The sequence below is a fragment of the Mesorhizobium sp. M0514 genome, from assembly GCF_040321145.1.
GTDB lineage: Bacteria > Pseudomonadota > Alphaproteobacteria > Rhizobiales > Rhizobiaceae > Mesorhizobium.
Genome location: NZ_JAMYQZ010000057.1, coordinates 19,693 through 41,438, shown reverse-complemented (window position 1 = coordinate 41,438; position 21,746 = coordinate 19,693). Strand labels below are relative to the sequence as shown.

The following is a 21,746-nucleotide window of genomic DNA, read 5'->3' as shown; positions in this document are numbered from 1 at the left end:
CGCTTGAAACTCTCGCTGTATTTGGACATGCAAAACCCCCGAAGGTTGTGTCCAACTTTCGGGGGTCAGTTCACGAAGCGGGCTTTTTTGATGAACTGTCGCAAACCTTACTCGTCGTCCGCATCTTCCTTCTTGGACTTGAGCGCCGAGAGCTTGGCGAACACGGCGTTTGCGTCGAGCTCGGCATCCTCGTCCTTCGGCTTCTCCGGCGCCGGCACCAGGCGCTCGGTCACGGCAGCCGGCAGCAGCGTGTCGCCGACAGGCTGCGCCTGCTCGCGGCCGCGCGAGGCGCGGTTGACTTCCATGTCGAGGTCGATCTGCGAAGCGAGACCCAGCGTCACCGGGTCCATCGGCTGCAGATTGGCCGAATTCCAGTGCTTGCGCTCGCGGATCTGTTCGATCGTCGACTTGGTCGTGCCGACCAGGCGCGAAATCTGCGCGTCCTTCAATTCCGGATGGTTGCGGACCAGCCACAGGATGGCGTTGGGCCGGTCCTGGCGCTTCGACAGCGGTGTGTAGCGGGGACCCTTGCGCTTGGATTCCGGCACCCGCACCTTGGGGTCGGACAGTTTCAGGCGCTGGTTCGGATCCTTCTCGGCGCGCGCGATCTCGTCGCGGGTCAGCTGTCCGGTCATGATCGGATCCATGCCCTTGATGCCCTGCGCCGATTCGCCGTCGGCGATCGCCTTGACCTCGAGCGGATGCAACCCGCAGAACTGCGCGATCTGCTCGAAGGAAAGCGCGGTGTTGTCGACCAGCCAGACGGCGGTCGCCTTGGGCATCAGCAGCGTATTGGCCATTTCAAAAATCCTTCTCGTTCGCCCGCGTTCCCGCGCGGGCGGTGGTTTAGAGCCACCAAAATGGGAAATTCGCGGCCTGTATAACCGCTCCGCTGCCGTTTCGCAATGTTTTTGGCGCAGGGCGCAGCCGTCGGACACCGGACAGCGGGGGAGGCCAGGAGGACCTCGGCTCCGGCGATCATTGATGCCGAGTTGTACAGGGGGTCCAAGACGACAAAACCCGCCGGACAGGGTCCAGCGGGCTCGGAACCGGCGACGGGATACCGTCTGCGGCGGCTCTTGCTTCTGCCGCGTGGTCAGGCCTCATCGGCCGACCAGGCTTCGAATTAGATGGCCTTGCGGGCAATCCTCTCGATGTCGCCGCGGCTGATGCCGAGGTCGCTGAGCTGACGGGCGTTGAGCTTGTTCAGCTCGCGCACGGTTTCGTTGTACATACGCCAGTTACGGAAAGCGCGGATCGGGTTCATGGTTGTCCTCCAGTTGTTGGATCAAATCGTTTCGATGACGCTTAGATAGGCAGTGCTGCCCACGAATTGAACAGACGTCTTTGCATAGCCGCAATGCAAATGCTGCATTGCAGCATTAAGCTTGTGTTCATCTTGCCGACAGGCTGAGCGCGGAGCATGGCGCGAGGTTCAGGTCAGGCCGAGCAGAGAATGGCGGCTCCCGAGAACCGGAGCGAAGCGTACTTCAGTACGAAGCACCGGCCTACGCCGGCCGTAGCCTTAACTGCCGCAACGCCTCATGAGGGCTTCGGCCGGCGAAGGCCGGAAGCGCAGGGAGCCGCCATTCGCAGGCCGGCCTCACCTAAATCTCGCCCCATCTAGCCGACGTCGAGAACGATCTTGCCTATATGCTCGCCCTCTTCCATGCGCTCATGCGCCCGCCAGGCGTCGGTCAGCGGGAAGATCATGTCCATCACCGGCGCTACCTTCCGGGTGCCGAGCAGCGGCCACACCTGTGCTTCCAGTGCGGCGGCGAGCGCCGCCTTGAACTCGACCGTGCGAGGCCGCAGCGTCGAGCCGGTGTGGGTCAGCCGCTTGACCATGATTTTCGAGAAATCGGCGCTCGCCACCGCGCCGGCCTGGACGGCGATCTGGACGATCCTGCCCTCGACCGCGGCGGCCTCGTAGTTGCGCGCGATATAGTCGCCGCCGACCATGTCGAGAATGACGTCGGCCCCCTTGCCGCCGGTCGCATCCTTGACCGCCGCGACGAAATCCTCCTCGCGGTAGTTGATCGCCCGGTCGGCGCCGAGTTTCAGGCAGGCGTCGCATTTTTCCTTGCTGCCGGCGGTGGTGACGACATAGGCGCCGAAGGCCGACGCCAGCTGGATCGCCGTGGTGCCGATGCCCGATGAGCCGCCATGGACCAGCAGCGTCTCACCCTTTTTCAGGCCGCCGCGCTCGAACACATTGTGCCAGACGGTGAAATAGTTTTCCGGAACCGCGGCCGCCTCCGTGTGGGTGAAGCCGGCGGGCAGCGGCAGCACGCTGCCGGCATGAACCTTTACATATTCGGCATAACCGCCCCCCGGCGTCAGCGCGCAGACCCGGTCGCCGATGCGCCAGCGCGATATGTCGTCGCCAAGGACGGCCACTTCGCCCGATGCCTCGAGACCGGGCAGGTCGGAAGCGCCGGGCGGCGCCGGATAGGCGCCCTTGCGCTGCTGCACGTCGGGGCGGTTGACGCCGGCCGCACGCACCCGGATCAGGATTTCGCCGGGACCAGGCACCGGCACGTCGCGCGTTTCCGGTTTCAGCACCCGCGGCCCGCCCGGTTGCGAGATTGCAATGGCCGTCATCGTGGCTGGAATTTTATGTCCGCTCGCCATGAAATTTCCCGTCTCGGTCCGCCGGCTGCCAGCTTCTTGCCGGCTGTTTGCATCTACGCCCCTGCCCTATGTATGCTGATTGCCGGATCAGGCAAATGGACAAATCAGCCCCAATACTGAATAGGGAGGAGCGACGATGGCGATCTTCGACGACGAACCCAAGAAGAAAGCCCGCCCGCATGAGATCGGACAGGATCTGTCGCTGCTTTCGGTCGGTGACCTGACCGAACGGATCAGCATCCTGCGCGAGGAGATTGCCCGGCTCGAAGCCGAGCTCCAGACCAAGGGCAGCACCAAATCGGCGGCCGAAGCCCTGTTTCGCCGCGGCTAGTTTTCGCGTTAGTTTCGGCGTTGAGCATCCGCCGCCGAAAAGCCCGAATGCGCCTGTCTTCAGACCCCGCCACCGAATCTCCAGACGGATCAAACAATGTTTGCAAGCTACAGGCCGATCCTCTCGCTGCTTCGCGGCACCGCTTTCCTGCTCGCGGCTTCGGGATTGCACGGCCTGTTGTTGCCGTTGCGCGGCCAGCTCGAAGGGTTTTCGACCGCATCGCTCGGCCTGATGGGCACGGCCTGGGCCGGTGGCTTCGTCACCGGCTGCTTCTTCGCACCGCGCCTGGTGCGCCGCGCCGGCCACGTCCGGGCGTTCGGCGCCTTTGCCGCTTCGGGCGCCATCGTGGCGTTGCTTACCGGCCTGATCATCGACGAATATGTCTGGATCCTGCTGCGCGCCTTCACCGGCTTCACCATGGCCGGAGCCTTCATGGTCATCGAAAGCTGGCTGAACGAGAAGGCCACCAACGAGAACCGCGGCACCGTCTTCGGCCTCTACATGATGGTCACCTATGCCTCGATCATGGGCGGCCAGATGATCGTTGCCGGCGGCGACGTCAGATCGGCATCGCTGTTCATGATCACCGGCATATTGTTCTGCCTGTCGCTGATCCCGACCGCGGTGTCGTCGGCTTCGTCTCCCAAGCCTTTGCAGGACGTCAAGCTCGACGTCAAAGGTCTCTACGCCAACTCGCCGGTGTCGGCGATCGCCTGCCTGTTGGTCGGCATCGCCAATGGCGCCTGGGGCACGCTTGGCGCCGTCTACGGCGCCCGTATCGGCATCTCCACCGCCCAGATCGCACTGATGATGAGCCTTGTCGTTATTGCCGGCGCGGCCATGCAGCTTCCGGCCGGACGCCTCTCCGACAAGACCGACCGCCGTTTCGTGCTGGCGGGCGCGGCTTTCGGCGCCGCACTGTTCGCCATCCTGATCTTCCTGTTCGAACCGCGTTCCGCCGTCCTCGTCATTGTCTTCGCCGCTGCCTACGGCGCCTTTGCCTACACGCTCTATTCGATCGCCGTGGCGCATGCCAACGACCACGCCCGATCGGAGGATTTCGTCAAGGTCTCGGGCGGCCTGCTGCTTCTGTATGGCTTCGGAACCATGATCGGGCCCTTGCTGGCTGCCGCCCTGATGGGCTGGCTCCGCCCCGAAGGCCTGTTCCTGGCCACCGCGCTGGCGCATCTCAGCCTCGCCGCCTACACGTTGCTGCGCATCAGCCGCCGCGCGCCGGTGCCGATCGAAGACCGCGATGCCTTCAAGACCCAGCCGGCCGATCGCTCGGTCACCCCTGAAGCACTGCGGCTCAGAAAAGCGGAAGCCGACGGTTGAGATTTGAAAAGCTTTGCCCCACAAGTATAGGCATGATCTTTTCTGACGCCTTCATGGCGATTGCCGACCCCAACCGGCGCTATCTTCTGGAAGAGCTCCGGCGTGGCCCGAAAACCGTCAACGAGCTGGCTTCGGGCCTTCCAGTCTCCCGCCCGGCCGTGTCCCAGCACTTGAAAGTGTTGCTGGACGCCGGTCTGGTTCAGGCCAGGGCCGAGGGCACGAGGCGCGTCTATACAGTCAGCAGTGCCGGCTTCCTCAAGCTCAATATTTGGCTTGATCAGTTCTGGGAAGCATAGGCCGAGATTCCAGCTCGCCTCCCTGGCTTTCAAGTGTCCGTTGCCAGCGCCTTGCCCAGCGCATCGAGCAGGAATCGGGTACCATGCTCGCGCGATGACGGTGTGTCGTGCCCATCGAGAAACGCGCCCTGCTCGGTGAGCACCAGACGCGTGCCCGTGCCTTCCGGGCGAAGCTCAATTGTCGCCAGCGAAACCGAGATTCTGACATCACCGAACAGCATGTCGTAGCTGTAGACGATGCGCTGGTTGGGCACGATGTCCTGATAGGTGGCGGTATAGGTGTGGATCGGCCCGTTCTTCGGCCCGCCGGCATTGACCTCCTGGCCGCCGACGCAAAAATCCATTTCGTGCCTGTGGGTCATCGGGTTGTCGGGGTCGGCGAACCAGCGCCGCTTGGCGGCCGGATCGCTGAGCGCGAAATAGACTTTCGCCGGCGCAACTGGATAGAGGCGCTCGAGGACGAAGGTGGAGTGGACGACGGATCGTTCGGCCATGGTCGGGTCCTCTTGGTCAGCTTGATGGTTTCTGCGCGACGAAGACGCCGTCGCGATAGGACGCGCCGAAATAGACTTCGACGGCGCGCAACCTGTCGCCATGGAACAGATGCAGTTCGGTGTTGCGGAAGGTCTTTCCGTCCGCCGTCTCGCAGCGATAGAGGACAAAGGCGGCGTCCTCGTCCTCGCATATCCGCTCGATGACGATCGAGCTGAAGGCCGGGCTGTCCGGCCAGCAGCGCTCGAAATAGGTCGCACGGTCGATGGCGTCGTCATAGGGGCTGGTGAAGGTGAAATCGTTGGCGAGCACCGCCGCGACGGCAGGCTTGTTATTCGCCTGGTAGGCGGAAAAATAGCCGCGGATCAACTCCGCTCTGCTTTTGCCGGGCATGGTCATTTCTCCTCTGCTTCAGGTCATTCGGTCTCGGCGAGAAAATCGCCGAGTCGGTCGAGCCGACGCTCCCATGTCAGCCGCCGTTCGTTGATCCAGTGTTCTGCGCTGCGCAGCGCCTGCGGCGCGATCTGGCAGGTGCGCACACGGCCGAGCTTTTCCGAGCGCACCAGCCCGCTTGCTTCGAGCACGTTGAGATGCTGGACGACGGCCGACAGCGACATCGCCAGCGGTTCGGCCAACTGGCTGACCGAGGCCGGCCCACGCGACAGCCGTTCGACCATGCTGCGCCTGGCCGGGTCTGCGAGCGCCTGGAACATCAGGTCGAACTGGGCGGGATCGTGCAGCATCGCGATCAGCCGTTATTGTAGGGAAAGAACTTGAAGTAGGGCTGCGCCTCCTCGACCACCCGGGCGAAGGACGGCCGCTTGAGCAGGCGGTCGTGGTAGTGTTTCACGGCCGGATAGCTGTCGCCGAATGGCTCGACCTTGTTGGCGTAGAACAGCGCCGGCGAGGCCGCGCAGTCGGCCATGGTGAAGGTAGGCCCGGCCGCCCAGAGTTTCGAGCGCATCTCCTCCTCGATGATCGCATAGGCGTTGCGCAGTTGCGCGCGCGCCTCATCGACCCCGAACGGATCGGTCTTGTCCTGCGGGCGCAACCTGTCGCCGACGATCTTCTGCATCGGCGCCTGCACGTAGAAATCGTAGAAACGGTCGGCCTGGCGGACCTGGAGAGCAAGGTCGGCCTCGGCCGGGATAAGCTCAACCGGCCCGGGATAATGCGCCGCCAGATATTCGATGACGATGGTCGATTCCAGCACCGTGCGGTTGCGTGCATCGTCACGCAGCGCCGGCATCTTGCCGGTCGGGGACACCTTCAGGAACGCTGCCCGCGACTGCTCATCGCCGAGGTCGACGATAACCGGCGTGAAGGGCGTATCGTTCTCGTAAAACGCTATCAGCGGTTTCCAGCAGAACGATGCCAGCGGATGGAAATGGAAGGTCAGGGACATTTTTTGCTCGTCTGTTTGCGGTTCGTCGATGCTGGAGCGGTGCCAGCCAGCGCCAACACTGAAGCATTTACTTAACTATTTCCGTGAGGCGAATGTGTCAAGGTTCCAGACTGCCTTCAGGGTTTGGTATGCGCCACGATGGCGGCGACGATCGTGCCCCAGTCGTCGGGATGCAGTTCGTGGCCACCGCCTTCGATGCGGACAAGCCGCCCGCCGGCAACAGCGTCGGCAAGGGCTGCGCCATGGTCGACCGGAAAGATCGGATCCGATGTCCCGTGAATGACGAGCAGCGGAACCTTGATCTCGCGCAGGCGTCCTTTCAGATCCTCGCCGCCCTTCAGCATGAAATGGTTAGTCGCGCTCAGGAAGCCGCCGGATCGGTCGTAGTCCTGTTGGACGAACGCGCGCATCGCCTTCTCGTCGAAGGGATGCGCGGTGCTGGCGATCGCACGCGCATCCTTGACGACGAAGCCGATCACCTGGTCGCGGTCCGACCAATCGACCTTGGCGCCATCGGCCGAGTGCTCCATATAGGCCTCGGTCGTCCCCGGCAGGTGCGATGTATCGATCCCCACCGGCGAACTGCTGATCACCGTCAGTGTGATGACACGCGAGGGATGTTTCAACACCAGTCGTTGCGCGATCATGCCGCCCATCGACATCCCGACCACATGCGCCTTGCCGATGCCGCAACCGTCGAGGACGCGCACCGCATCGTCCGCCATGTCGTCGAAGGTATACGGCGGCTCGCCCGGCGCATATTTGGTCGACAGGCCGGTATCGCGATTGTCGTAGCGGATCACGAAACGGCCCTCGCCGGCGAGTTTTTTGCAGAGCGCCTCCGGCCCCCACAGCATCGAGGCCATGGCGCCCATGATCAGCAGAACGGTTGGATCGACGGGATCCCCAAACGTCTGGGAGACGATTTCGGGTGCTGCTGCCCGTGTCATGGGACTCTCCTCGCATGGGCCAATCAAAGGCCAATCAAACTGATTGCGTTTTGCAATCGGTTGCACGATAATAAAACTGATACGCTAATGCAACTGGTTTTTGAGGAGAGTCGGATGAAAACCGAACACCGCTCGGGATGCCCTATCAATCTGTCGCTGGAAGTGTTCGGCGATCGCTGGAGCCTGATCATCCTGCGCGACATGATTTTTGGCGGCAAACGCCACTTTCGCGAACTGCTCAACGGCTCGATCGAGGGCATCGCTTCCAATATCCTGGCCGACCGGCTGAAGCGGCTGATGGAACTCGGCATGCTGACCAAGGCCGACGACCCCTCGCACAAGCAGAAGGCGATCTACAGCCTGACCGAGATGGCCATCACGCTGGTGCCGATCATGGCGCATCTCGGCGCTTGGGGCCGCGTCTGGCTGCCGGTGAGCGAGGAGCTTTCGATCCGGGCCGAGCTGCTGGAGAAAGGCGGACCGCCAATGTGGGAGCAGTTCATGGACGAGTTGCGCCACGACCATCTGGGCACGCCTGTCGCCACACCCGCGCGGCCTTCCGTCCGCGCTACATTGCAGGCCGGATATGAGGCGGTGGTCGCCCGCAAGGCGTCGAGCGGCATCGAGGCCCCCGCCGCTTGACCAACTTATTTCCCCATTATCAGGCCGGCTCTGCTATCAAGGGGCTGAAAAACATAATTTACGGGATTGGATAACGCTCTTGGTCGAGAACTCTAAGGATACTGCCCGCGCCCGGGCGGATATGCGTTTCAAGAAGCAGGAAGAGGCAGCCACGGTGCGGCAAAAGGCGATGGCGGAGTATGTCGCCGAGGCCGACGCCCGCCAGGCCAAGACCAACAAGCTCCGGGCATTGCGCCTTGCCAAGGAAGCGGAAGACCTCGCCAACGCCCCTGCCGTTCCGGTCAAGAAAGCGCCCCGAGCCAAGAAAAAATAGCGCGGCCTTCTTCATCGACGCCCGATCTGGATGCCGGCGGATCGTATCCGCCATGTGCCACGATCAGCAATGCCCGCCATTTCCGCTTTCCCACGCGAAGCAATTTCAACCGCAACCGGGATTTCGCATCCCGCATGTCAGGCGATGATTGACGCGTTTTGATCAGGAGACAGCCATGACCGCACTGACCCTCGAAAAAGCCAAGCACATCATCGACGCCGCCTTCGCCAAGGGCGCCGAGCTGAAGCTCAAGCCGCTCGGCGTTTCCGTGCTGGACGCCGGCGCGCATCTCGTCGCCTTCCAGCGTCAGGACGGAGCCTCGTTCCTGCGCCCGCAAATGTCGGCCGGCAAGGCCTATGGCGCGCTCGCCATCGGGATGGGCTCGCGCCGTGTCGAGGCTTTCGCCAAGGAGCGGCCGCATCTCGTCGCCGGCATTTCCGACGTCTCGGGTGGACGCGTGTTGCCAGTCGTCGGCGGCGTGCTGATCCGCGACAAGGCAGGCGCCGCCATCGGCGCCGTCGGAATTTCGGGCGATACGTCGGACAATGACGAGGCCGCCGCCATCGCTGGCATCGAAGCCGCCGGCTTCACCGCCGATCCGGGCTGAGGGGGAGCTTCGTCATCCCAGGGCGAAGCAGGAGCGAAGCTCCGTCGCGAAGACCCCGGGATCCATGCCGCGACCTTTGCCGCAAGTGTAAGCGGAGCAGAATTCTGAACCGTTGCAACGCCTTAGCTTCACGGAATGGATCCCAAGGTCTGCGCCGCGTCGCTTCGCTCCTTGCTTCGCCCCAGGAGGACCAGAAAGAGCAGCCACGCCAATCGCGAACGGATGCGACCATCCAACGAAGGCGGCTAGTTCAAATTTATGTCTCTACTCGCCGACCGCATCGACACCGAAAACCCGGCCAGCACATCGAACAGGGCGATCACCATCAGCGTGAAGAAGACGGAGTGCGCCGCGCCCTTCACCAGCAGGAACTCGACCAGGAACGCCACGAAGACCAGCGTCGACAACAGATGGTCCATGATCGAGGCGTTCGTGGTGCGCACCGACTTCACCATTTCGAGGAACAGGAAGATCAGCCCGATCACCACCATCAGGTCGCCGAGCGTCATCGAGAACACCCCGCCCGACATCATGCTGAACGAGAAGATCTCGGTCGCCCACGGATCGTCGCCGCTGCCGAATATTCCGAGGAGTCCGAGATTGTAGGCCACGAAGGGCACGATCAGCAGCGGGATGGCACCGAACATCAGGCGTCTCCTCTAGCAATTCCAGGAAAGCGGTTTCCCAAGGAATTGCCTAAACAATGGGGGCACCTTCTGTAGAATGCCCCGCAGGCACGCCGTCAAGATTTTTCGCTAGCGCCCGCAAACACGGAAAAAGACCGCGCGAAACAACCCTGTCAGCCACAGTTGCCCCGGCTGACCACCGACACGCCGGGATTCAGCGCTTGAACTGGCCTGTCCGCACGGCGGCGCCGATAGCGTTGAGGATGAAAAGGCCGGCGGTCATCGAGGTGATCTCGTTGACGTCGCGCGCCGGCGCGATCTCGACGATGTCGATGCCGACGACACGTCCCTTGGCGAACAGCCCCTTGATCAGTTCGATCGTCTGCCGGTAGCTGATGCCGCCAGGCGCCGGGCCTTCGACCGCCGGCATGACAGCGGGATCGAGACCGTCGGCATCGATGGTCAGGTAATAGCGGCCACGGTCCGGGATGCGCTTGAGCAGCGCCGCCGTACCGATATCCTGCCATTCATTGGCGGTGACGATGTTGGAGCCGTAGGCGCGGGCCGCCTCGACCTCCTCGAGCCGGGCGCTGCCCTGGCCGCGGATGCCGAGCTGGAAAATCCCGGCTATATGCGCCATCTCCGAAGCGCGGCGGATGGGGCTGGAATAGCCTTCCCTGACCCCGTTGACATTGTCGCGCCAGTCGAGATGGGCATCGATCTGAACCAGGGTGATCGGCCCTTCGCCGTCAAGCGCCCGCAGGATCGGGATCGGAATGCCGTGATCGCCGCCAATGGTGATCGGCAAGGCGCCGGCGACGCGGATCTTTCGGATCGCCGCTTCGGCCAACCTGTAGTGGCCGCCGGCGGCATCGCCGGGGACATCGCCGACATCGACCACCTTGACGTCCTGCCCGTCAAACAGGGTTCCGCCAATGTCGAAATCATAGCGGTCGAGCCCGAGGCTGATGCGCTGCGAGGCGCGCCGCACCGCCGTCGGCGCGTTGGTCTGGTCGTTGACCAACTCGTCGATCGTGTAGGGACTGCCGTAAGGCATGCCGATGATGGCGACATCCGCCTTCAGCGCATCGAGGTCCTCGACCAGCGGGAAGTTCATGAAGGTCTGGAAGATATCGCGCGGTGCTGTGGTGAGCTTGGTCATGCGGTCCCTCTGAAGCCGGCCGATCATCGCGCGGAAGCGCCGCGACAAGGCATCACTCAATACAGCACCGCCGCCGCAGCTTGTATCGCCACGGACGCCCGGTCTTTGGCATAGTTGGCGGCGCGACGCGCACCAAACGCAAAAAAACCGGCCAATGGCCGGTTCTTTTGGCATTCAAACCCTTCGAAAGCTGGTCTCAGCTTTCCTTGGGCGTCAGCACCTGGCGACCGCGATACATGCCGGTCTTCAGGTCGATATGGTGCGGGCGGCGCATTTCGCCGGAATTCTTGTCCTCGACATAGGTCGGGGCCTTGAGAGCGTCGGCCGAGCGGCGCATGCCGCGCTTGGACGGAGAGGTTTTTCGTTTCGGAACGGCCATGGATATGCTCCACTACATGGTCAAAATGCCCCGATAGCCCTCGTGAAAGGGCCGCGTCAGGGCCATAATCTGAGAAAGTCGGGTGCCTATACACGCCCTGCGCCGTTTTGGCCAGCACCGTGGCGATTTTTTTTGAACTGGCAGCGGTTCTACCTAATCAAGACAACCGACATACGCGCCCGAACGGCCGGCGCGGCGTTCGATCAGCGACGCCAGCCGCCGCAGACCCGGACCGGGCTTGGCCGGATTGCGGGCGATCGGATTGGGCAGCGAGACGGCCAGCAATGCCGCCTGCCGCCGCGACAGCTGTTTGGCCGAAACGCCGAAATGGTGCTGCGCCGCCGCCTCGATGCCGTAAATGCCCGGCCCCCATTCGGCGATGTTGAGGTAGATCTCCATGATCCGCCGTTTCGACATCACCGCGTCGAAATAGACGGCCAGCGGCAGTTCGACCACCTTGCGCACCGAGCCCAGCGGCCGCGACCACAGGAAAAGGTTCTTCACCGTCTGCATGGTGATGGTCGAGGCGCCGCGCGTCGCCTCGCCGGCCAGCGCATCGTCGACGACGCCGCGCAATTCGCCGAGATCGATGCCGCGATGGAAGCAGAATTGCCCGTCCTCCGACATGATCACCGAATTGGCCAGCACCGGGGACACATCGTCGATCGACACCCAGCGCCGGTCGTAACCGGAGAAGGTCGCGAGGTCTTTGACCATCAAGGTCGATATCGGATGCACGAAGGACGGCAGATAGAGGAAGGTCAGCACAATGGGTATCGCCGCCAGCACGACGGCGACGACCAGGCCGCGCCGTGCCAGGCGCTTCAGACCGGCGCGGTTCACGCGCCTTGGTCGCGCCATCTCAAACCCTTCGGTTTCATGATCGACGATCGGTTCCGTCAAGCCGCCCCCACCCGCGCCACTCTCCCGCCTCCGGCATAATGGCGCGAGGCTTCTTGCGCAACGTCTGAGTGTCGGCTACCGCTCCCGGCCATGACGAAAGACGAGCAATTGGCCTTTGAGGCCGCACTTCTGGGGCGGGCGGCGGCGATCGAGGCCGGGCTCAGGCTGCTGCTCGACGGCCGCACGCTTGCCGGCGAGATCGCCCGGCCGGAGCGTCTGATGGCGGCCATGCGCCATGGCGTGCTGAACGGCGGCAAGCGGCTGCGCCCCTTCCTGGTCATGGAAAGTGCCGCCCTTTTCGGCGCCGATGGCGAGGCGTCGCTTCGCGTGGCGACAGCGCTCGAATGCGTGCATTGCTATTCGCTGATCCATGACGATCTGCCTGCCATGGACGACGACGATCTGCGCCGCGGCCAGCCGACCGTGCACAAGGCCTTCGATGAAGCCACCGCCATACTTGCCGGCGATGCGCTTCTGACGCTTGCCTTCGATGTCCTCGCCGATGAGGCGACGGCGCTGCCGGCGGAGCGCAGGGCGGCACTGGTACTGGCGCTGGCGCGCGCGGCCGGCACTGGGGGCATGGTCGGCGGGCAGACGCTCGATCTCGAAGCCGAGCGCAACAGGCCGGACGAGGCCGGCATCGTCCGGCTGCAGGCGATGAAAACCGGCGCGCTGATCCGCTACGCCTGCGAAGCCGGCGCGATCATTGCCGGCGCTGCACCGCAGGACCGCGACCGGCTGGCCGAATTCGGCTCGGCGGTCGGGCTTGCCTTCCAGCTCGCCGACGACCTGCTCGACCTGACCGCCGATGCCAGCCAGATGGGCAAGGCGACCGGCAAGGACGCAGCCGCCGGCAAGGCGACGCTGGTGGCGCTGCATGGCGCGAACTGGGCGCGCAGCCAGCTCCATGGGCTGGTCAAGCAGGCGCATGAATTGCTCGAGCCTTACGGTGAACAGGCAGCCTTGCTGAAGGCAGCGGCAAGCTTCGTGGCAATCCGCAACAACTGAGGTTTGGGCGATCGGATGCCGAACCGTTTTCGGAATTTGTCGGCCTTGCGCTGCCTTGCTTTGGTGTCTCTCAAATGCCCCCAAAGCAACTGGGCGCGCTATCTGACCTTGACGACGACCTTGCCCTTGGCGCGTCCTGTTTCGACGTAAGCCAGCGCCTCATTGGTCGCTTCAAAAGGAAAGACCCTGTCGACGACCGGGCGAATCGCCCCATCTTCGATGAGGGACGTGATTTTGCTCAGTTGCTCACCTTGCGCCGACATGAACAGGAACGAAAATCCCACGCCCCGGCGCTTGGCTTTGGTCCTGATACCACGGCCCAGCAGCCGCAGCAGCAGCCTTAGCACCACGTTCAGTCTCTGTTTCCTGGCAAATTCGGGATCCGGAGGACCGGAAATCGAGATGAGCTTCCCACCCGGTTTCAGCACAGTCAGGGATTTCTCAAGCGTCTTGGCGTCCTGGCTGTTCAGGACGACGTCGTAGCCCGACAGGATTTTCTCGAAGTCGTCCTTCCTGTAGTCGACGACGACATCGGCGCCGAGATCCCTGACCAGATCGTTGCTTGCCGCGCCCGCTGTTGTCGCAACGATCGCGCCGAGGTGCTTTGCCAACTGGATGGCGAATGTCCCCACGCCGCCGGAGCCAGCCTGGATGAAGATCTTCTGGCCTGTCTTCAGACCCGCCCTCTCGATGAGAGCCTGCCAGGCGTCAGACCGACCAGCGGGATCGAGGCCGCCTCTTCCATGCTGAGGTTCGCCGGCTTCAGCGCCACGTCGGCTTCATCGATTGCGATGAATTCGGCGAATGTCCCGATCCGGCCGTCGCGCGGCCGCGCATAGACGGCGTCGCCGGGTTTGAATTTGCGGACTTTCGAGCCCACCCTGACAACCCTCCCGGCAACGTCGTGACCGAGGATGAAGGGCCGGCGATAGGGAAGGACGAGTTTGAATTCGCCGGTTCTGATTTTGGAATCCAGCAGGTTCACCCCGGCGGCATGGACCTCGACCAGGACGTCATTGTCCAGCAGCTCCGGCTCCGGCATCTCGGCCAGCCGCAAAATGCCTTTCTTGCTATATTTATCGACAACGAATGCCTTCATGGCAGTGACTTTCTGAGAGTGTCCGTTGGTGTGCCGTTTGTGTGTGAGATTCTCCGTCCCACCGTTGTTCAGACCGGCAGGCGGAACTGCTTGCGCAAGGTCTTGTCGAACATCCCCGCGGGGGCGAAGCGGCGCAGCAGGCTGACCTGGCGCGCTGCCTTCCCTGCGGTATAGCGCCGTCGCGGACGGGCGTCGGTCGCTGCCTTGACGACCACATCCGCCACCACTTCCGGCCGATCGGCTTTGGGCATCACATCGGCAAGCAGCGCCTTGAGACCGGCGCGCGCCTGATCGTAGTCCTTCAACAGGGAATCCGGCTCGATGCCGTTCTGGTCGAAGACGGTGCGCACGAATGCCGGCTCGATGACCGAGACGCGAATGTTGAAGGCGCGAACCTCATGATCGAGCGATTCCGAATAGCCCTCCAGCGCGTGCTTGACCGCCGAGTAGTGCGCTGAGTATGGCGCGGGCGCCAATCCTAGAATCGAGCCGATGTTGACGATGCGCCCTTGGCCGCGGCGCCGCATCGACGGCAACACCGCATTGGTCATGCGCATGACGCCGAACAGATTGACGTCGAACAGAGCCTGCACCTGTGCGACCGAAGATTCCTCGGCGCCGCCAAGCAGGCCGACACCGGCATTGTTCACCAGCAGATCGATACGATCGGTCTGGGCCAGCACGGTTGCAACGAGGGCGCTGACGGACTCCCCGTCGGTCACGTCGCAGGTCAGCATGGACACCTTAGCCGGGCCGTTGCCGGCCTTGCTGCGGCTTGTCCCGAAGACGGTATACCCCGCCCCCGCCAAGGCCTCGGCACTTGCGCGGCCGATGCCCGAAGAGGCTCCGGTCACGACTGCGGTCTTTCCAGAGTTCGCATTCATTTTTTATGCTCCAAAGCCACTGGGGCTAGCTTTCGTTCGTAGGTTGAATTATGATTATAATATCAAATTACGACCGTAATGCAATAGCAGAAAGGAAGAGCGCCATGCGCTACGAAAAGGGCCGAAAGGACGCCTCCCGCGATCGCATCGTCGAGGTCGCAGCCCAGCGTTTTCGCGGTGACGGCATCGCCGCGTCCGGACTGGCAGCCATTATGGGCGACGCCGGGCTGACGAACGGAGCCTTCTATCCGCATTTCCAATCCAAGGCGGAGCTTGTGCGTGAAAGCCTGGTAGCGGCGCTAGAGAGCCAGGTGCAGCAACTGCAAGAGGTATTGGCCGCCGGTGGTCCGGAGATGGGGATAGCGGCGTATCTGTCAGCCGGGCACCGGGACAATCCGGGAACGGGCTGCGCCAACGCCGCGCTGCTCCCGGAACTCGCGCGTCAGCCGCTCGAAACGCGCCAAGTCTACACCGAACGCTTGCTGGTTTTGGTGCGCCAGTTGTCTGCAGCGCTTCCGCAGGCCAGGGATCCGGAAGGCGTTGCCATGGGCGTCTTTGCGACCCTCATCGGCGCGCTTCAACTGGCCCGCGCGGTGGCAGGGACCGAATTGTCGGATCGCTTCCTTGCGGCAGGAGCAGATGCCGCGCGCAGGCTGATCCAGCCACGTGACGGCGAGAAGGCATCCTAGAGGCCGGTGGCGGCAGCGGCAAAGGGCCCTGACATCGTCCTGCGGGTCGCACACAGGAAGGGCCGGCTTTTGGAGGCGGGCCGAACCGGTATTTCGCTCCGATTCAATCGGGTCTAACGCAGATGCCTGAGCTTGTCGGGATTGCGCATGACATAGACGGCCGCGATCTTCCCGTCCTCGATGTCAAGCGCGGTCGTCTGCAGTTCGCCATCGGCCTCCTGGGTGACGAACCCCGGCAGTCCATTGACGAAGCCGATGCGCACCAGCGTCGAGCGATTGTCGCGCAGCCAGGCCGCGACTTGCGCGTATTGCTTCATGACGGCGTCGAAGCCCAGCACCGGCGCCAAAGCCGCCGGACGCTTGCCGCCGCCATCGGCATGAGCGCTGACATCTGCCGTCAGCAGCGCGCCGAGCGCCTGCATGTCGCCGCTGCGCGATGCCGCGAAAAAGGCTTCGGCGATCTCCAGGCCACGCTGCTTCTCCACCTTGAAGCGGGGCCGCGCCTCGCGGACATGGCCCCGTGCGCGAGCGGCAAGCTGGCGGCAGGCGGCTGAATCGCGCTCGATGGCGGTCGCGACCTCCTCGAATTCCAGCCCGAACACATCGTGCAGCAGAAAGGCCGCCCGCTCGAGCGGCGAAAGCCGCTCCAGCGCCAACATCAGCGGCAAGGTGACATCTTCAAGATCGTCCTCTTCGACGATCGGCTCGGGCAGCCAAGGGCCGATATAAGTCTCGCGCTGGCGCCGCGTGGATTTGAGCTGGTCAAGGCAAAGCCGCGTCACCGTGCGGCGCAGGAACGCTTCTGGCTCGCGAACCTGCGAGCGGTCGGTCCCCATCCAGCGGATGAAGGCATCCTGCACGACATCCTCGGCGTCGGTCACCGAGCCCAGCATGCGATAGGCGACCCGCATCAGCTTCGGACGCAGCGGGCCGAAGCCCGCTGCCGCGTCGTCGGGTGCCGTCGCCGGCATCAGGCCGCCTTGGCGCTGGCGCGTATCGTTGCTGCGTCGGTGTAGAGCCCGAAGCCAACGGCGATGCGGTTCCAGCCATTGATGATGTTGATCAAAACGGTGAGCTTCACCTGCTCCTCCTCGGTGAAATGCGCCTTAAGATCATCATAGGCGCTTTCGCGGTCCTGTCCTTCCGAGAGGCGCGTCAGCGCATCGGTCCAGCCGAGCGCGGCACGCTCGCGGTCGCTGTAGCAGGGCGCTTCGCGCCAGGCCGGCAGCAGATAGATGCGCTGCTCGGTCTCGCCATTCTCGCGCGCTTCGGTGGCATGCAGATTGATGCAGTTGGCGCAGCCATTGATCTGCGACGCCCGAAGCTTCACCAGCTCGTTGAGGCTGTGCTCGAGCCCGGCGGCGACGGAGAGTTCGGTCGATGCGCGCTGCCACTGCTTGATCAGCGCAGGGGCGGCGGCGAAGAGGTCGATTTTGGCAGTCATGATTGCAGTCCTTGTGTTGGGTACGCCATCATGACGAGGCAGGTCCGGCCGGTGTGACATTCAGGCTGGATTTTTTCGAAGGTGCTTTCCCGGCGCGTTCAATCGTCTTTGATCAGCACGATCTTCGCCGGATCGAAATCGATCCCGACCATCGTCCCTTCCGCCACGGCGGGTGTGACATCAGGCGATGTCGCGAACAGTTCGACCGCCGGATCGCTGATCGCGATCCGGTATTCCATGTGGTCGCCGAGATACGAGCTCTTGATCACCCGGCCCCTCATCCGGCCGGTGGCTGCCTGGTCGGCCAGGATGCGCACGGCATTCGGGCGCACAGCCAGGATCGCCCGCCCCGGAGCGATACCGCGAGCCGGCATTTCGAGCCGCAGCGGCCCGATCTTCACCTTGGCGCTGGCCGCGTTGCTGGAAACCACCTCGACATCGAGCAGATTGGCGTCGCCCATGAAGTCGGCGATGAAGCGGTTGGTCGGCTCGTTGTAGAGGTCGCGCGGCGTACCGTCCTGGGCGACGCGAGCGGCGTTCATGACGATGATGCGATCGGAGACGGCCAGCGCCTCTTCCTGGTCATGCGTGACATAGACCATGGTCAGCGCCAGATCTTGCTGGAGGCTGCGGATTTCGTCGCGCACCCGCCGGCGCAGCTTGGCGTCGAGATTGGACAGCGGCTCGTCGAACAGCAGCACCTTCGGCTCCAGTACGATGGCGCGCGCCACCGCGACGCGCTGCTGCTGGCCGCCGGACAATTCGCTCGGCTGGCGCTTCTCGTAGCCGGACAGGCCGACAAGCGACAGCTTTTCGGCGGCGCGCTCGGCTGCCTGCGCCTTGCCAAGCCCCATCGCCCGCAGGCCGTAGCTAACATTCTCCATCACGTTCATGTGCGGGAACAGCGCATAGGACTGGAACACCATGGAGACATCTCGCTCGGCGGCGGACAGCAAGGTGACGTCCTTGTCGTCGATCAGGATGCGCCCGGTGCTGGTCTGTTCCAGCCCGGCGATCAGCCTGAGCGTCGTCGTCTTGCCGCAACCCGAGGGCCCGAGCAGCGTCACCAGGCTGGCCGGCGCGATGTCGAAGCTGACATTGTCGACGGCGATCACCGCGCCGTATTTCTTGGTGACGCCCTCGAACCGCACGGCCGGCCTGTCCGTGACAACCGGGGCAGCATTCTTCGCCGTCTGATCCACGCCGCTTCTCCCCATCAGATTGCTGCCACCACGGCTTCCGCCCCAGGCCGGCGCCGGCCGAGCCGGCGTTCGCCGACCAGCAGCTGGATGCCGATGAGGATGACCATCATGACAACGATCATCACCGCCGAATAGACAATCGCGATGCCGTATTCGCCGACATCTGCGCGCCCGACAATGTAGACCGTGGCGAGATTGAACCGGCCGCTCGCCAGGAAGATGACGGCGCTGACCGCCGTCACCGCGCGCACGAAACTGTAGATCATCGCGGTCACGATCGCCGGCTTCAGGATCGGCAGGATCACCCGCCGCAAGGTAGCAAAAGACCGCGCCCCAAGCGTCAGCGATGCCTCGTCCAGGCTCTTGTCGATCTGTCCGAGATTGGCGAGCCCGGCACGGATCGCCACCGGCATGTTGCGGAAGATGAAGGAGATGACGATGATCAGCCCGGTGCCGGTCAACTGCACCGGCGGCACGTTGAAGGCAAGGATATAGCTGACGCCGATCACCGTGCCGGGAATCGCAAAGCTCATCATCGCCAGGAATTCGAACATGGTGCGCCCGGCGAAACGCTGCCGGTCGAGCAGATAGGCCGTCAGGATGCCGAGCGCCGCGGTGAACGGCATCGCCACCAGCGCCAGGCCGATGGTCATCAGCAGCGACGGCCAGGCCGAGCCGCTGAAAAACCAGCCATTGACGCCTTTCTCGATCGAAAAGGCGGTGAGGAAATATTCGAGCGTCGGCGTGTTGTCGCGCCCGATCGATTGCACGAAACCGCCGCCCAGGATGATGCCGTAGACCACGATGGTCAGAACCAGCCACGGAACGACGGCGGCGTAGCAGCCGATCCGCAAGGCCTTGGGCAGCGTCGCCGGTACGCCGCCATCGCCCTTGCCTGCGACGGTGACGTAGCTGCGGCTGCCGATCCAGCGGCGCTGGATGACGAAGGCTGCCAGCGTGAACATCAACAGCACGATCGCCAGCACCGCCGCGCGGCCCTGGTCGTGCGCCGCACCGACCACTGCAAAGAAGATGTCGGTCGACAGCACGTTGAAGTTTCCGCCCAGCACCAGCGGATTGGCGAAATCGGCCATGCTCTCGATGAACGAGATCAGGAAGGCGCTGGCCAGGCCCGGCCGGATCAACGGCCAGGTGACGGTGCGAAACGTCCGCCAGCGGCTGGCGCGCAGGGTTTGTGATGCCTCCTCCATGCTCGGGCTGACCCCTTGCAGCACGCCGACCAAAACCAGGAAGGCGATCGGCGTGAAGGCCAGCACCTGCGCGATGGTGATGCCGGCCATGCCATAGATCCAGCGGCTGCGCGGAATGCCGAGATGCACCGACATGAGGTTGGTGACGATGCCGGCGCGGCCGAACAGCAGGATCAGCGCCAGGCCGATGACGAAGGGCGGCGTGATGATCGGCAGGATGGACAGGCCGCGCAGCAACCATTTGGCCGGCAGCTTGGTGCGTAGCGCGATCAGCGCCAGCGCTAGGCCGAGCGCCGTGCAGAAAAAGCCGACGAGGACTGCGATCGCCACCGTGTTCCACGCCACGCCGCAGGAGCCCTCGCCATAGAGGCAGCGCAGGCTCCATATGTTGGCGCTGAAGATCTTGTCGAAGAACAGCGCCGGCACGACATTGCCGTCATTGTCCTTGATGGCCGAGGTGAGGATCGACAGCAGCGGATAGGCGACGAACAGGATCAGCGAAGCAATCACGATTGAGAGCGAGCCGACGACGAAACGGTCGCCCTTGCACCATCCCCGCGCAGCGAGCGCCTCGGCGATGAACATCAGCATCGCCACGGCATAGAGCGCCGCGCCCCAGCCAAGCCCGGGCTGCATCGGTCCCGGCGTGCCGGCGATCCGGGTAAGCAAGCCAAATCCCCAGCCCGAATGGATGATGGAAAAGCCTTCGATGGCCAGCCACAGCAGGCCCGCCGCGCCTGCAACCGCCAGGCTCTTGGGGTTGTTGCGCGCCACCAGCCAGCTCGCCAGCAGAAGCGGCAGGATAAGCGGCAACAGCCAGGGCCGGCCACCGAGCGCCAGGATGATGGCCGGCGTCGCATCCGCCGGCTGTGCCAGCCAGTCGAACGAAAGGAAGCCGCCTTCGACCTTGTACCAAGGCAAGAGCACGAAGCTCGCCCACGCGGCCATTACCCAGGCGAGCGCGCTTCGTCCAGGAGCGGAACTGACCATGGAACCGGCCGCGGCCATTCAATGTCTTTCTGTTGCCAAAGGATGGTGCGCCGGCTGCGGCGAGGGGCAGCCGGCGATCAGATGCTAGAGCGAGCGCAAAAGAACGCGCTCAGCCGCCATTGCGGACCTCGTCGGTGAACTTCTTCAACAGCCGCTTGCGTTCGGCCGACGAGCCGTATTTGGCGAAATCGTAGTCGATCAGCTTGATCTTCGAGAGGTCCGGCGCCTCGGGCGGCACCGGCGTGGCGGTGTTCGACGGAATCTGGAAGCTGCCGTTCGGCGCCGCGAGCTTCTGCGCATCCGGGCTCAGCGCCCAGTCGTAGAATTTCTGCGCCTCTTCGGCATGCTTGGCGCCCGTCACGATGCTCATCGAGCCGATCTCGAAGCCGGTGCCTTCGCAAGGCGACACCACCTTCACGGCAGGGTTCTGTTTCGCGGCATTGATCACGTCGTGCTGGAAGGAGATGCCGATCAGCGTCTCGCCCTTGCCGACGGCGAGCGCCGGCGCGGCCCCTGCCTTGGTGTATTCGGCGATGTTCTTGTTGAGCTGCTTGAGATAGTCGAATGCCTTGTCCTCGCCCATCAGCTGGACGATGGTGGCAAGCATGGTCCAGGCCGTGCCCGATGAATTCGGGTCGGCCATCTCGATCTCGCCCTGGAATTCCGGCTTGACCAGATCGGCCCAGCACGCCGGCGCGGTCAGCCCGCGCTGCTTCAGATCTTCCTCATTGTAGCCATAGCCGAGCGCACCGAGATAAATGCCGACCGTGCGGTTCTTCGACCTGTCGGCCTGCTTCAGCGCCCAGTCGCGCAAGTTTGCCAGTTGCGGCGACTTGTATTCCTGGGTGAGGCCCTCTTCCGCCGCCTGCAGATGCGGGTCGCCGGTGCCGCCCCACCAGATATCGGCTTGCGGATTGTCCTTCTCGGCCCGGAGGCGGGCGTAGATTTCGCCGGCGCTCATGCGGGTCATGTCGACGCTGACGCCCGTCTCCTTCTGGTAGGTGGTCGCCATCGCCCGGCACCAGGCCTCGTCGACGGCGCAATACATTGTGAGGCTGCGATCGGCCGCCTGGGCGGCACCCGCCAATCCGAACATGGCCAGCGCCGCGCCAAGGCCAAGCCAGGCGGCGCGCAAGCCTTGCTT

26 protein-coding genes and 1 pseudogene are annotated in these 21,746 nt (G+C 63.7%); 8 read left to right on the top strand and 19 right to left on the bottom strand.

Going from position 1 to position 21,746, the window contains the following annotated elements; all coding sequences use genetic code 11:
* Positions 1–107: 107 nt before the first annotated feature.
* The 3 genes from NKI61_RS21855 to NKI61_RS21845 form a co-directional block, all read right to left on the bottom strand.
* Positions 108–800, bottom strand: coding sequence for a DUF1013 domain-containing protein (locus NKI61_RS21855; protein WP_023670142.1), 693 nt, complete (start codon positions 798–800; stop codon positions 108–110).
* A 326-nt stretch (positions 801–1,126) separates the two neighbouring features.
* On the bottom strand, positions 1,127–1,267 hold the full coding sequence (locus NKI61_RS21850) for a DUF1127 domain-containing protein (protein WP_023670143.1): 141 nt from the start codon (positions 1,265–1,267) through the stop codon (positions 1,127–1,129).
* Between the two features lie 356 nt (positions 1,268–1,623).
* On the bottom strand, positions 1,624–2,634 hold the full coding sequence (locus NKI61_RS21845; protein ID WP_032903975.1) for an NAD(P)H-quinone oxidoreductase: 1,011 nt from the start codon (positions 2,632–2,634) through the stop codon (positions 1,624–1,626).
* A 136-nt stretch (positions 2,635–2,770) separates the two neighbouring features.
* Here NKI61_RS21845 and NKI61_RS21840 point away from each other — a divergent pair, with 136 nt between their 5' ends.
* The 3 genes from NKI61_RS21840 (at position 2,771) to NKI61_RS21830 (ending at position 4,596) form a co-directional block, all read left to right on the top strand.
* Positions 2,771–2,965, top strand: a complete 195-nt coding sequence (locus NKI61_RS21840) for a DUF1192 domain-containing protein (RefSeq protein WP_023670145.1) — start codon at positions 2,771–2,773, stop codon at positions 2,963–2,965.
* 96 nt (positions 2,966–3,061) lie between these two features.
* Positions 3,062–4,300 carry an MFS transporter gene (locus tag NKI61_RS21835; RefSeq protein WP_023683997.1) on the top strand — a complete coding sequence of 413 codons (1,239 nt, stop codon included), beginning with the start codon at positions 3,062–3,064 and terminating at the stop codon, positions 4,298–4,300.
* A gap of 32 nt (positions 4,301–4,332) precedes the next feature.
* Positions 4,333–4,596 carry an ArsR/SmtB family transcription factor gene (locus tag NKI61_RS21830; RefSeq protein ID WP_023690079.1) on the top strand — a complete coding sequence of 88 codons (264 nt, stop codon included), beginning with the start codon at positions 4,333–4,335 and terminating at the stop codon, positions 4,594–4,596.
* Between the two features lie 29 nt (positions 4,597–4,625).
* Here NKI61_RS21830 and NKI61_RS21825 read toward each other — a convergent pair whose 3' ends face one another.
* The 5 genes from NKI61_RS21825 to NKI61_RS21805 all read right to left on the bottom strand — a co-directional run bounded on the left by NKI61_RS21825 (position 4,626) and on the right by NKI61_RS21805 (position 7,443).
* The gene (locus NKI61_RS21825; protein ID WP_023690078.1) at positions 4,626–5,090 is read right to left on the bottom strand and encodes an SRPBCC family protein; all 465 of its coding nucleotides are present in this window, start codon (positions 5,088–5,090) and stop codon (positions 4,626–4,628) included.
* Between the two features lie 16 nt (positions 5,091–5,106).
* Positions 5,107–5,481 carry a nuclear transport factor 2 family protein gene (locus tag NKI61_RS21820; RefSeq protein ID WP_032904808.1) on the bottom strand — a complete coding sequence of 125 codons (375 nt, stop codon included), beginning with the start codon at positions 5,479–5,481 and terminating at the stop codon, positions 5,107–5,109.
* A 23-nt stretch (positions 5,482–5,504) separates the two neighbouring features.
* Positions 5,505–5,831 (bottom strand): ArsR/SmtB family transcription factor, encoded by a 327-nt coding sequence (locus NKI61_RS21815; protein ID WP_031197100.1) that lies wholly within the window; start codon positions 5,829–5,831, stop codon positions 5,505–5,507.
* Between the two features lie 5 nt (positions 5,832–5,836).
* On the bottom strand, positions 5,837–6,493 hold the full coding sequence (locus NKI61_RS21810) for a glutathione S-transferase family protein (RefSeq protein WP_023690076.1): 657 nt from the start codon (positions 6,491–6,493) through the stop codon (positions 5,837–5,839).
* Positions 6,494–6,609: 116 nt separating this feature from the next.
* On the bottom strand, positions 6,610–7,443 hold the full coding sequence (locus tag NKI61_RS21805; RefSeq protein ID WP_352840773.1) for an alpha/beta fold hydrolase: 834 nt from the start codon (positions 7,441–7,443) through the stop codon (positions 6,610–6,612).
* Between the two features lie 114 nt (positions 7,444–7,557).
* On the opposite strand from NKI61_RS21805, the gene NKI61_RS21800 reads away from it, so the two are divergent.
* The 3 genes from NKI61_RS21800 (at position 7,558) to NKI61_RS21790 (ending at position 9,005) form a co-directional block, all read left to right on the top strand.
* Positions 7,558–8,085 (top strand): winged helix-turn-helix transcriptional regulator, encoded by a 528-nt coding sequence (locus NKI61_RS21800; RefSeq protein ID WP_023754138.1) that lies wholly within the window; start codon positions 7,558–7,560, stop codon positions 8,083–8,085.
* A gap of 79 nt (positions 8,086–8,164) precedes the next feature.
* Positions 8,165–8,398, top strand: a complete 234-nt coding sequence (locus NKI61_RS21795) for a hypothetical protein (RefSeq protein WP_023684002.1) — start codon at positions 8,165–8,167, stop codon at positions 8,396–8,398.
* Positions 8,399–8,573: 175 nt separating this feature from the next.
* Positions 8,574–9,005, top strand: a complete 432-nt coding sequence (locus NKI61_RS21790; protein ID WP_023684003.1) for a GlcG/HbpS family heme-binding protein — start codon at positions 8,574–8,576, stop codon at positions 9,003–9,005.
* A gap of 245 nt (positions 9,006–9,250) precedes the next feature.
* Here the strand turns inward: NKI61_RS21790 and NKI61_RS21785 are convergent, their stop codons facing one another.
* The 4 genes from NKI61_RS21785 to NKI61_RS21770 all read right to left on the bottom strand — a co-directional run bounded on the left by NKI61_RS21785 (position 9,251) and on the right by NKI61_RS21770 (position 12,033).
* The gene (locus NKI61_RS21785) at positions 9,251–9,652 is read right to left on the bottom strand and encodes a hypothetical protein (protein WP_023670154.1); all 402 of its coding nucleotides are present in this window, start codon (positions 9,650–9,652) and stop codon (positions 9,251–9,253) included.
* Positions 9,653–9,845: 193 nt separating this feature from the next.
* Positions 9,846–10,793, bottom strand: coding sequence for an agmatinase (locus NKI61_RS21780; RefSeq protein ID WP_023733045.1), 948 nt, complete (start codon positions 10,791–10,793; stop codon positions 9,846–9,848).
* Between the two features lie 196 nt (positions 10,794–10,989).
* Positions 10,990–11,172, bottom strand: a complete 183-nt coding sequence (gene rpmF, locus NKI61_RS21775; protein WP_008834724.1) for a 50S ribosomal protein L32 — start codon at positions 11,170–11,172, stop codon at positions 10,990–10,992.
* Between the two features lie 153 nt (positions 11,173–11,325).
* Complete coding sequence (locus NKI61_RS21770; protein WP_050587122.1) at positions 11,326–12,033, bottom strand: biosynthetic peptidoglycan transglycosylase; 708 nt, start codon at positions 12,031–12,033, stop codon at positions 11,326–11,328.
* A gap of 132 nt (positions 12,034–12,165) precedes the next feature.
* On the opposite strand from NKI61_RS21770, the gene NKI61_RS21765 reads away from it, so the two are divergent.
* Positions 12,166–13,083, top strand: coding sequence for a polyprenyl synthetase family protein (locus NKI61_RS21765; protein ID WP_023826729.1), 918 nt, complete (start codon positions 12,166–12,168; stop codon positions 13,081–13,083).
* 98 nt (positions 13,084–13,181) lie between these two features.
* Here NKI61_RS21765 and NKI61_RS21760 read toward each other — a convergent pair.
* Positions 13,182–14,182 (bottom strand): annotated as a pseudogene (locus NKI61_RS21760) (NADP-dependent oxidoreductase).
* A gap of 68 nt (positions 14,183–14,250) precedes the next feature.
* Positions 14,251–15,066, bottom strand: coding sequence for an oxidoreductase (locus tag NKI61_RS21755; protein ID WP_352840769.1), 816 nt, complete (start codon positions 15,064–15,066; stop codon positions 14,251–14,253).
* Between the two features lie 104 nt (positions 15,067–15,170).
* Between NKI61_RS21755 and NKI61_RS21750 the strand changes: the two genes are divergently transcribed.
* Positions 15,171–15,755: a TetR/AcrR family transcriptional regulator gene (locus tag NKI61_RS21750; protein ID WP_023693653.1), complete on the top strand. Its 585-nt coding sequence runs from the start codon at positions 15,171–15,173 to the stop codon at positions 15,753–15,755.
* A gap of 113 nt (positions 15,756–15,868) precedes the next feature.
* Here NKI61_RS21750 and NKI61_RS21745 read toward each other — a convergent pair whose 3' ends face one another.
* From NKI61_RS21745 to NKI61_RS21725, 5 genes are all read right to left on the bottom strand, one after another.
* Complete coding sequence (locus NKI61_RS21745) at positions 15,869–16,726, bottom strand: sigma-70 family RNA polymerase sigma factor (protein ID WP_352840767.1); 858 nt, start codon at positions 16,724–16,726, stop codon at positions 15,869–15,871.
* Entirely contained in the window at positions 16,726–17,199 is a 474-nt protein-coding gene (locus tag NKI61_RS21740) for a carboxymuconolactone decarboxylase family protein (RefSeq protein ID WP_023673089.1), read from the bottom strand. Before NKI61_RS21740 ends, NKI61_RS21745 begins: the two co-directional genes overlap by 1 nt.
* 98 nt (positions 17,200–17,297) lie before the next feature.
* On the bottom strand, positions 17,298–18,401 hold the full coding sequence (locus NKI61_RS21735) for an ABC transporter ATP-binding protein (RefSeq protein ID WP_352840765.1): 1,104 nt from the start codon (positions 18,399–18,401) through the stop codon (positions 17,298–17,300).
* A gap of 14 nt (positions 18,402–18,415) precedes the next feature.
* On the bottom strand, positions 18,416–20,620 hold the full coding sequence (locus NKI61_RS21730; RefSeq protein ID WP_502899913.1) for an ABC transporter permease: 2,205 nt from the start codon (positions 20,618–20,620) through the stop codon (positions 18,416–18,418).
* Positions 20,621–20,711: 91 nt separating this feature from the next.
* On the bottom strand, positions 20,712–21,737 hold the full coding sequence (locus tag NKI61_RS21725; protein ID WP_023711637.1) for an ABC transporter substrate-binding protein: 1,026 nt from the start codon (positions 21,735–21,737) through the stop codon (positions 20,712–20,714).
* Positions 21,738–21,746: the final 9 nt, after the last annotated feature.

Excerpts from the sequence above, each read along its gene's own strand:
- NKI61_RS21855 (WP_023670142.1), bottom strand. The coding sequence starts at position 800 with ATGGCCAATACGCTGCTGATGCCCAAGGCGACCGCCGTCTGGCTGGTC.
- NKI61_RS21850 (WP_023670143.1), bottom strand. The coding sequence starts at position 1,267 with ATGAACCCGATCCGCGCTTTCCGTAACTGGCGTATGTACAACGAAACC.
- NKI61_RS21845 (WP_032903975.1), bottom strand. The coding sequence starts at position 2,634 with ATGGCGAGCGGACATAAAATTCCAGCCACGATGACGGCCATTGCAATC.
- NKI61_RS21840 (WP_023670145.1), top strand. The coding sequence starts at position 2,771 with ATGGCGATCTTCGACGACGAACCCAAGAAGAAAGCCCGCCCGCATGAG.
- NKI61_RS21835 (WP_023683997.1), top strand. The coding sequence starts at position 3,062 with ATGTTTGCAAGCTACAGGCCGATCCTCTCGCTGCTTCGCGGCACCGCT.
- NKI61_RS21830 (WP_023690079.1), top strand. The coding sequence starts at position 4,333 with ATGATCTTTTCTGACGCCTTCATGGCGATTGCCGACCCCAACCGGCGC.
- NKI61_RS21825 (WP_023690078.1), bottom strand. The coding sequence starts at position 5,090 with ATGGCCGAACGATCCGTCGTCCACTCCACCTTCGTCCTCGAGCGCCTC.
- NKI61_RS21820 (WP_032904808.1), bottom strand. The coding sequence starts at position 5,481 with ATGCCCGGCAAAAGCAGAGCGGAGTTGATCCGCGGCTATTTTTCCGCC.
- NKI61_RS21815 (WP_031197100.1), bottom strand. The coding sequence starts at position 5,831 with ATGCTGCACGATCCCGCCCAGTTCGACCTGATGTTCCAGGCGCTCGCA.
- NKI61_RS21810 (WP_023690076.1), bottom strand. The coding sequence starts at position 6,493 with ATGTCCCTGACCTTCCATTTCCATCCGCTGGCATCGTTCTGCTGGAAA.
- NKI61_RS21805 (WP_352840773.1), bottom strand. The coding sequence starts at position 7,443 with ATGACACGGGCAGCAGCACCCGAAATCGTCTCCCAGACGTTTGGGGAT.
- NKI61_RS21800 (WP_023754138.1), top strand. The coding sequence starts at position 7,558 with ATGAAAACCGAACACCGCTCGGGATGCCCTATCAATCTGTCGCTGGAA.
- NKI61_RS21790 (WP_023684003.1), top strand. The coding sequence starts at position 8,574 with ATGACCGCACTGACCCTCGAAAAAGCCAAGCACATCATCGACGCCGCC.
- NKI61_RS21785 (WP_023670154.1), bottom strand. The coding sequence starts at position 9,652 with ATGTTCGGTGCCATCCCGCTGCTGATCGTGCCCTTCGTGGCCTACAAT.
- NKI61_RS21780 (WP_023733045.1), bottom strand. The coding sequence starts at position 10,793 with ATGACCAAGCTCACCACAGCACCGCGCGATATCTTCCAGACCTTCATG.
- rpmF (WP_008834724.1), bottom strand. The coding sequence starts at position 11,172 with ATGGCCGTTCCGAAACGAAAAACCTCTCCGTCCAAGCGCGGCATGCGC.
- NKI61_RS21770 (WP_050587122.1), bottom strand. The coding sequence starts at position 12,033 with ATGGCGCGACCAAGGCGCGTGAACCGCGCCGGTCTGAAGCGCCTGGCA.
- NKI61_RS21765 (WP_023826729.1), top strand. The coding sequence starts at position 12,166 with ATGACGAAAGACGAGCAATTGGCCTTTGAGGCCGCACTTCTGGGGCGG.
- NKI61_RS21755 (WP_352840769.1), bottom strand. The coding sequence starts at position 15,066 with ATGAATGCGAACTCTGGAAAGACCGCAGTCGTGACCGGAGCCTCTTCG.
- NKI61_RS21750 (WP_023693653.1), top strand. The coding sequence starts at position 15,171 with ATGCGCTACGAAAAGGGCCGAAAGGACGCCTCCCGCGATCGCATCGTC.
- NKI61_RS21745 (WP_352840767.1), bottom strand. The coding sequence starts at position 16,726 with ATGCCGGCGACGGCACCCGACGACGCGGCAGCGGGCTTCGGCCCGCTG.
- NKI61_RS21740 (WP_023673089.1), bottom strand. The coding sequence starts at position 17,199 with ATGACTGCCAAAATCGACCTCTTCGCCGCCGCCCCTGCGCTGATCAAG.
- NKI61_RS21730 (WP_502899913.1), bottom strand. The coding sequence starts at position 20,620 with ATGGCCGCGGCCGGTTCCATGGTCAGTTCCGCTCCTGGACGAAGCGCG.